General features: G+C 70.3%; 1 protein-coding gene (only partly in view). It reads left to right on the forward strand.

What is annotated here, in order from left to right:
* Positions 1-9,738: the end of a type I polyketide synthase gene (locus ACIRG5_RS07580; protein WP_402901700.1), read on the forward strand. The gene continues 17,550 nt to the left of window position 1, outside the view; only the last 9,738 of its 27,288 coding nucleotides appear in the window; its start codon lies beyond the left edge, outside the window; it ends in the stop codon at positions 9,736-9,738.
* Positions 9,739-9,762 lie beyond the last annotated feature (24 nt).

Consider the following 9,762-nt stretch of genomic DNA (forward strand, 5'->3'; position numbering starts at 1 on the left):
GCGGCCGCGTTGACCGGCACGGAGGACCAGGTCGCGATCCGTGAGAACGGCGTGTTCGCCCGCCGTCTCATCCGCACGAACGCTCACCACAGCCCGGACTTCCAGGCGTCCGGCACCGTGCTGATCACCGGTGGCACGGGCGCGCTCGGCGGCCACGTCGCCCGCTGGATGGCCGAGGCCGGCGCCGAGCACCTGGTGCTCACCAGCCGCCGCGGCCTCGACGCACCCGGTGCGGCCGAACTCAAGGCAGAGCTCGAAACGACCACCCGCGTCACGATCGCGGCCTGTGACGCGGCGGATCGGGACGCCCTGGCGGCTCTGCTGGCGGGCATCGACGACCTCACGACGGTCGTGCACGCGGCGGGCATCGGCACCGGCGACGCCCCGATCGACGAGATCCAGTACGGGAACGTCACCGCGTTGCTCGACACGAAGATCACCGCGGCCCGACATCTGCACGAACTCGCGCCACAGGCCCGTTTCATCCTGTTCTCGTCGGGTGCGGCGAGCTGGGGCAGTGGTGGCCAACCCGCGTACGGCGCGGCCAACGCCTACCTCGACGGCCTCGCTCACCTGCGCCGGTCGCAGGGTCTGAAGGCGACGTCGATCGCCTGGGGCGCCTGGGCGGAAGCCGGTATGGCGGCCGATCACGGCATGTACGAGGCGCTGCGACGGATCGGCATCGACGCGATGCCACCGGAGCTCGCGATGAAGGTGCTGCGCCAGGCCGTCGCCGACGATCAGACCCAGCTCACCGTCACCAACATCGACTGGGCCAGGTTCGCGCCGAGCTTCACCGCGGAACGCCCGAGCCCGCTGCTCAGCGGCATCGCCGAGGTGCGTGCGGCGCTGGCCGACGAGGTCGTCGAGGAGTCGGAGCTCAAGCAGCGCCTCTCCCGGTTGACCGAGGCCGAACGCGACCGCGCACTGCTCGGCCTCGTTCGCACCGAAGCGGCGAAGACGTTGGGCTACCAGGAAAGCGAGCAGGTCCCGGTGGCCCGCGCGTTCCGCGAGCTCGGCTTCGACTCGGTCACCGCGGTCGAGATGCGCAACCGGTTGAAGACCGCGACCGGACTCGCACTGCCCGCCACCCTCGTCTTCGACTACCCGACCGCGACCACTCTGTCGCAGCACCTGCGTGACGAACTGTTCGGTGGAACGCACCAGATCGAGGTCCGCGCGGCCACGATCGCCACCGACGACCCGATCGCGATCGTCGGCATCGGCTGCCGCTACCCCGGAGGCGTGACTACGCCGGAAGCGTTGTGGGAACTGGTCTTCGAGGGACGGGACGTGATCTCGCGGTTCCCTGCCGACCGCGGCTGGGACCTGGAGCGGCTCGCCAGTGCGACGTTCGAGGGTGGTTTCCTCGACGCCGTCGCCGACTTCGACGCGGGCTTCTTCGGCATCTCGCCACGCGAGGCCGTCGTGATGGACCCGCAGCAGCGCCTGCTCCTGGAGACCTCGTGGGAGGCGCTGGAACGCGCGGGCATCGACCCGACGTCGTTGAAGGGCAGCCTGACCGGCGTCTTCGTCGGCACCACCGGCCAGGACTACGAGTCGCTGCTCAACCGCTCGCTGGAGGAGACCGGCCCGTACGCGACGACGGCGTTCTCCGCGTCGGTGCTGTCCGGCCGCATCTCCTACCTGCTCGGCCTCGAAGGCCCGGCCGTCACGATCGACACGGCCTGTTCGTCGTCGCTGGTCGCGATGCACTGGGCCGCACAGGCTCTGCGCAACGGTGAGTGCGACCTCGCGCTGGCCGGTGGTGTCGCGGTGATGACCACGCCGAACGCCTACTCGGCGTTCACGGCGGCCGGCGGACTCGCGCCGGACGGCCGCTGCAAGGCGTTCGCGGAGTCCGCCGATGGCACCGGCTGGTCCGAAGGCGCCGGTGTGGTGCTGCTGGAACGCTTGTCGGACGCTCGTCGTCACGGCCACGAGGTGCTGGCCGTGCTGCGCGGTTCGGCGGTCAACCAGGACGGCGCCTCGAACGGCCTGACCGCGCCGAACGGCCCGTCGCAGCAGCGCGTCATCCGGCAGGCGCTGGCGAACGCCGGACTGGCACCGTCCGAAGTGGACGCCGTCGAAGCGCACGGCACGGGCACGACCCTGGGTGACCCGATCGAGGCTCAGGCCGTGCTCGCGACGTACGGGCAGAACCGGGAGACCCCGCTGCTGCTCGGCTCGATCAAGTCGAACCTCGGCCACCCGCAGTCCGCCGGCGGTGTCGCCGGTGTCATCAAGATGATCATGGCACTGCGCAACGGCGTGCTGCCGCGGACGCTGCACGTCGACGCGCCGTCGTCCAACGTGGAATGGCGGACCGGCAACGTCGAACTGCTCACCGAGCGCCGGGACTGGCCCGCGAACGGCCACGTGCGCCGTGCTGGTGTCTCGTCGTTCGGTGTCTCGGGCACGAACGCGCACGTGATCATCGAAGAGGCGCCGGAGTTCGCGGCCGTGGCCCCCGAGGTCACGGCGACCGCCTCGGTGGTGCCGCTCGTGGTGTCGGGCCGGTCGGAGGAGGCGCTGGCCGATCAGCTCGCGGGCCTCGGTGCGGTCGACGCTTCGCAGCTCGATCTGGCCTATTCGCTGGCGGTGTCGCGCAGTGCGTTCGAGCACCGGGTGGTGCTGGTGGACGGCGTGGAGATCGCCAGGGGAGAGGCGGGCGAGCGCGACCTGGCGCTGCTGTTCACGGGGCAGGGATCGCAGCGGCTCGGCATGGGCCGGGACCTGTACGAGCGGTTCCCCGTGTTCGCGGACGCCTTCGACGCCGTGCTCGCGCACCTCGACCCGGCGTTGCGGTCGATCATGTGGGGCGAGGACGCGGACGCGCTGGACCAGACCGGCAACGCCCAGCCCGCGATCCTCGCACTGGAAGTGGCGTTGTACCGGCTCGCGGAGTCGTTCGGCATCAAGGCCGACAGGCTCGCGGGGCACTCGATCGGCGAGATCGCGGCCGCGCACGTCGCCGGAGTGTTCAGCCTCGAGGACGCGTGCACGCTGATCTCCGCGCGCGCCTCGCTGATGCAGGCACTGCCGACCGGCGGCGCGATGGTCGCGATCGAGGCCGCCGAGGAGGAGATCACCCCGCTGCTCACCGAGGGCGTGTCCATCGCTGCGGTCAACGGCCCGAACGCCGTGGTCATCGCGGGCGTTGGACAAGAGACCCGTAGGATTGTTGAACAACTCAACGATCCTACGTCCGGATCTGGTCCGCGCAAGGTCAAGCAGCTTCAGGTCAGCCATGCGTTCCACTCGCCGCTGATGGAGCCGATGCTGGACGCCTTCCGTGCGGCCATCGCCGGCATTTCGTTCAACAATCCGACGATCCCGTTGTTGACTGGTGGGATTGTTCAACAATCCGAGTACTGGGTGCGGCACGTGCGGGAGACCGTGCGCTTCCACGACACGGTGCGCGCGCTCGACGGCAGCACGTTCCTGGAGATCGGACCGGACGGCGTGCTGTCGGCGATGGTCAGCGGCATTCCGCTGCTGCGCAAGGACCGCGGCGAGGAGCAGGCGTTCGTCGGCGGGCTCGCCCGCCTGCACGTCAGCGGCGCGACCGTGAACTGGGGCGCGCTGTTCGAAGGCACGGGCGCGCGGCGGATCGACCTGCCGACCTACGCGTTCCAGCACGAGCGCTACTGGCCGACCGTGCTCGACGCGACACCCGTCGACCGCGCCAAGTCCACTGTGGATTCGTGGCGGCACCGCGAGTCGTGGGAGCGGATCACTCCGCGTGGCGCGATCTCCGGGACCTGGCTCGTGCTCGGTGCCGAGGACGACTTCGCCCGCGAAGTCGCGACGGCCGTCAACGGCACAGTGGTGAGGGAGGTGCCGGAGAGGCCGTTCGACGGCATCGTGTCGCTGCTCGCGTTGGACGGCGACGCCGACGAGAACGGCGTACCGCACGGCGTGATCGCGACGATGGAGCTGATCCAGTCGTTGGCGCGCAAGGGTGTGAGCGCACCGATCTGGGCGGTCACGCGAGGTGCGGCGACCAGCGCGACGCAGAGCGCGGTCTGGGGCCTCGGGCGCGTGGCGGCGCTGGAGCTGCCCGCGCAATGGGGCGGTCTGGTCGACGTGACCGGTGACGTCGCCGAGTTGGCGGCGGTGCTCGCCGGCGACGAGGCCGAGGTCGAGATCCGGTCTGAAGGCGTGTTCGCCAGGCGCTACGACGCTGCTCAGCCTACCGAGGCGAGGTGGGAGCCGCACGACACCGTGATCGTCACCGGTGGCACGGGCGCGCTCGGCACGCATGTCGCCCGCGACCTCAAGCAGCGCGGCGTCGAGAAGATCGTGCTGGTCAGCAGGCGCGGTCTCGACGCACCGGGAGCCGCCCAGCTCCAGGAGGAACTGGGCGCGGAAATCGTGGCGTGCGACGTCGCGGACCGCACGGCCGTTGCCGACCTGCTGAACACGTACTCGCCGAACGCCATCGTGCACACCGCCGGTGTTTTGAGCGACGGCGTGCTGGAAGGCCTTGCGCCGGAACGGTTCGCGGACGTGTTCCGCTCGAAGGTCGCCTCGGCCCTGGTGCTCGACGAGCTGACGCGTGATCGTGAACTGGACGCGTTCGTGCTGTTCTCGTCGGTCGCGGGCGCTCTCGGCAACCCCGGTCAGGCCAACTACGCGGCCGCCAACGCCGTGCTTGACGCCATCGCACGCGACCGGCGCGCGCAAGGGCTCAAGGCGACATCGATCGCGTGGGGCGCATGGGCCGGTTCCGGGATGGCGGACGGTGTCGGCGCCGACCTGAGCGCGATCACGATGCGGCCCGATCTGGCGGTGGAGTCGATGTGGCGGGCCGTCGCGGAGGACGCGCCGACCGTCGCCATCGCGATCCTGCCGGACAAGAAACCCAAGGCGCGCAAGAAGATCGAGGTCAGCGGTGACGTGCTGGAGGTCGTCCGCACGGCCGTCGCGTCGGTGCTCGGCTATGCCGGACCGCACGCGGTGGGCGTGGACAAGGAGTTCCGCGACCTCGGGTTCGACTCGCTGACCGCGGTCGAGCTGCGCAACCAGCTGTCGGCGGCGACCGGCCGGACGTTGCCCGCGTCGCTCGTCTACGACTACCCGACGCCGCGCCGGCTCGCCGGCCACCTGCGCGGGGGAGCGGCCGAGTCGCAGGAGAACGTCGTCGCGCGTAACGACGAACCGATCGCGATCGTCGGCATGGCCTGCCGCTTCCCCGGTGACGTCACCACGCCGGAACAGCTGTGGCAGCTGCTGGTCGACGGACGGGACGGCATGGGCGCGTTCCCGGCCGACCGCGACTGGGACGTCGAGTCGGTGCTGTCGATGTCGGTGACGCGCGAGGCCGGATTCCTCGCCGGGACCGCGGACTTCGACCCGGCGTTCTTCGGGATCTCGCCGCGTGAGGCGATGGCGATGGATCCGCAGCAGCGGTTCCTGCTGGAGACCACGTGGGAGGCGCTGGAACGGGTCGGCGTCGACCCGCTGTCGTTGCGGGGGTCGCAGACCGGTGTCTTCGTCGGCACGAACGGCCAGGACTACGCGACGCTGCTGACGTCGTCGGCCGAGGACACCGAGGGCCACGCGGCCACGGGACTCGCGGCGTCGGTGATCTCGGGTCGCCTGTCCTACACGTTCGGCTTCGAGGGACCGGCCGTCACCGTCGACACGGCATGCTCCGCCTCTCTCGTGGCGATGCATCTCGCGGTGCAGGCGCTGCGCGGTGGTGAGTGTTCGTTGGCTGTGTCCGGTGGTGCGACGATCATGACCACGCCGTTCGCCTTCGCGGAGCTGACCCGGCAGGGTGCTCTGGCGGCGAACGGCAGGTCCAAGGCGTTCTCCGACGACGCCGACGGTGCCGGGTGGTCCGAAGGTGTCGGCATGGTCGTCATGGAGCGGCTGTCCGACGCGGTGCGCAACGGCCATCAGGTGCTCGCGGTGATCCGCGGTTCTGCGGTCAACCAGGACGGCGCGTCCAACGGCCTGACCGCACCCAACGGTCCTTCGCAGCAGCGCGTGATCCGTGCCGCTCTCGCGAACGCCGGTCTGTCCGTGGGCGATGTCGACGTCGTCGAGGCACACGGCACCGGCACCGCCCTGGGTGACCCGATCGAGGCGCAGGCCCTGATCAACACCTACGGCGCGGACCGGTCGTCACCGCTGTGGCTGGGTTCGGTCAAGTCGAACATCGGCCACACGCAGGCGGCGGCGGGTGTCGCGGGCGTGATCAAGATGGTGCTCGCCCTGCGGAACAACCTGCTGCCGCAAACGCTGCACGTCGCCGCGCCGTCCTCACACGTCGACTGGTCCGACGGCACGGTCGAGTTGCTCACCGAGGCCCGTGGCTGGGAGACCAACGGCCACCCGCGCCGCGCGGGCGTCTCCGCGTTCGGCATCTCGGGCACGAACGCCCACATGATCCTCGAAGAAGCCCCAGTTCAGGCCAGTCGGCCGGAGTCCATTCATCAGGTCGGCGCGGTGCCGCTGGTCGTGTCGGCGAAGTCGCCGGCCTCGTTGAAGGCGCGCATCGAGCAGGTGCGCGCGCTGGAGAGCGATGCGAACGATCTGGCGTTCTCGTTGCTGACGACGAGGTCGGTGTTCGACCACCGTGCGGTGCTCATCGGGGACGAAGTGGTCCAGGGCGTCGCGCAGGAGAGTGCGCCGGTGTTCATCTTCCCCGGTCAGGGCAGTCAGTGGCACGGCATGGCGGTCGCGTTGCTGGACGAGGACGAGACGTTCGCGCACTGGATCACCGAGTGCGACGCGGCGATCGGCAGGCTCGTCGGCTGGTCGGTGATCGACGTGCTGCGCGGCGAGGCTGAACTCCTCGAACGCATCGAGGTGCTGCAGCCGACGCTGTTCGCGGTCATGGTGTCGCTGGCCCAGACGTGGCGCGCGAACGGCGTCGAGCCCGCCGCGGTCGTCGGGCACTCGCAGGGTGAGATCGCCGCCGCCTACGTCGCCGGGGCCCTCGGCCTCGACGAAGCGGCCAAGATCGTCGTGCTGCGGTCGCAGCTGTTCGCGGACGAGCTCGTCGGGAACGGTGCCGTGGCGAGCGTCGCGTTGCCGGTCGAGGAAGCGCGAAAGCTCATCGAGCAGTGGCCGGTGCTGTCCATCGCGGGCATCAACAGCCCCAACGCCTGCACGGTCGCCGGTGCCCTGCGGGAGCTCAACGAGTTCGTGGAACTGTGCCAGGCCAGGGAGATCCGGGCACGGGTGGTCGCCTCGACGGTGGCCTCGCACGGCCCGCAGGTCGAACCGTTGCGCGAGAAGCTGATGAGCCTCCTCGGCACGATCACACCGCGCTCGACCGACATCGCGTTCTACTCGACGGTCAAAGCCGAACGCGTCGACACCGCGACCCTCGACGCCGACTACTGGTACGAGAACGCGCGCCGTCCCATCGAGTTCGTCGCGGTCACGAGGAAGCTGATCGAGGACGGCTACCGCGTGTTCGTCGAAGCGAGCCCGCACCCGGTGCTGACGATGTCCGCGCAGGCCACGGCCGAAGCGGACGGCACAGAACTCGTCACGGTCGGCTCGCTGCGCCGCGACCAGGGCGGAAGCCACCGGTTCACCACCTCGCTCGCCGAGGCGTGGGTCGCGGGCCTCGACGTGCGGTGGAAGTGCGAGGGCCGCAGGATCGACCTGCCGACGTATCCGTTCAGCCGCAGCAGGTTCTGGCCCAAGGCCGGTGCCAAGACCGTCAACGCCGAGGACAGCGCGTTCTGGCAGCTCGTCGAGAACGGCGAGCTCACCGGCGCTCTCGGCGTCGACGCGGAGAACGTCCTGCCCGCGCTCAGGGAATGGCGCGCGAAGCAGCTGACCCAGTCCACTGTGGATGGCTGGCGCTACCGCGACTCGTGGCAGCTCCTGCGCGGCGTCCAGGCCACCGGCATCAACGGCACCTGGCTCGCGGCCGTTCCCGAGCACGTCGACGAGTGGACCGAGTCGGTGCTGCGGACGTTCGGCGACGACCTCGTGCGGGTCACGGTCCGCGCCAACGCCGAACGCGCGCTGCTCGCCACCGAACTGATCGGCATCGAACCGGTCGGCGTGATCTCGTTGCTCGGCACGGAGAACACCCCGCACCAGGAGTTCACCGCGACGCCGCTCGGTCTCGCGCTGAACGTCCTGCTCCTGCAGGCACTCGGCGACGCCGGCAGCACCGCGCCGTTCTGGGCGGTCACGAAGCAGGCGATCTCGACCGGCGCGACCGATCCCGTGCACCACCCCGAGCAGGTGGCGTTGTGGGGCCTCGGCAGGGTCGCGGCGCTCGACCTGCCGCGCCACTGGGGTGGCCTGGTCGACCTGCCGGGGACCATCGACGGCCAGATCGAGCAGGGCCTGGTCGCCGCCATCACGAACGGCGGCGGCGAGGACCAGCTCGCGGTCCGCGACACCGGCGTTCACGGCCGCAGGCTCGTCCCGGCCCAGCGCGCGCCCCAGTCCACGGAGTGGATCCCGCGCGGCACAGTGTTGATCACCGGCGGCACCGGCGCGCTGGGCGGCCACGTCGCCCGCTGGGTCGCCGGACGCGGCGCCGAGCACGTGCTGCTCACCAGCCGCCGCGGTGATCAGGCCCCCGGAGCGGCGGAGTTGCGTGAAGAGCTGGAAGCGTTGGGAGCGCGCGTCACCATCGCGGCCTGCGACGCGTCGGATCGGGAGAGCCTGAAGTCGGTGATCGACACGGTGCCCGACCTGCGGGCCGTCGTGCACGCGGCCGGCGTCGTCGAAGGCAACGCGGCCACCGACGCGGTGGGCATCGATCAGCTGGATCGCTTGCTCAAGGCCAAGATGACGTCGGCCTGGCTCCTGCACGAACTGACGAGCGACCTGGACGCGTTCATCCTGTTCTCGTCCGGTGCGGCGAGCTGGGGCAGCGGCGCACAACCCGCGTACGCCGCCTCGAACGCCTACCTCGACGGCCTCGCGCACTTCCGGGCCTCCCAGGGCCTCAAGGCGACGTCGATCGCGTGGGGTGCCTGGGCGGACTCCGGAATGGCGTCGGAGAACGAGGAAGGCGCCGAACAGCTGCGTCGCCGCGGCGTGCACACGATGAAACCCGACCTCGCGATCACCGCGCTGCAGCATGCGGTCGAGGACGGCCACACGTCGCTGACGATCACCAACATGGACTGGCAGAAGTTCGCGCCGAGCTTCACGGCGTCGAGGCCGAGCCCGTTGCTGATGGGCATCCCGTCGGTCCGGGAAGCCCTGGAAGAGCCCGAAACGACGGACTCAGGGCTCAAGGAACGGCTCCTGGCGTTGCCTGAGGCGGAACGCGCACGCACGTTGCTCGACCTCGTCCGCACGGAGGCCGCGGCGACACTGGGCTTCGAGGGCGCGGAGGCGTTCGGGCCGGCCAGGGCGTTCCGCGACGTCGGCTTCGACTCGGTGACAGCGGTGGACCTGCGCAACCGGCTCAAGGTCGTCACCGGCGTGGCGCTGCCCGCGACGCTGGTGTTCGACTACCCGACGCCCGCCGCGCTGGCCCAGTTCATCCGCACGGAACTGCTCGGCGAGGCCGCGAGCACCACCAACGACCCCGACGCGCCGATCCGGGACGCGCTGGCGGCGATCCCGATCAGCCGTCTGCGGCAGGCGGGGCTGCTGGACCTGGTGCTCCAACTTGCTCAGGACAGTGGGGAAAACAACAGCGCCGGAGATGTTGTGCTTGCAGCCGAGGCGGAATCGATCGACGACATGGACGGCGAAGCCCTCCTGCGTCTGGCGATCGGGGACGCCATGGACTAGCGGGCGATCCGAGAAGGAAGCGCG

The sequence above is a fragment of the Lentzea sp. NPDC102401 genome (assembly GCF_044765805.1).
Classification (GTDB): domain Bacteria; phylum Actinomycetota; class Actinomycetes; order Mycobacteriales; family Pseudonocardiaceae; genus Lentzea; species Lentzea sokolovensis.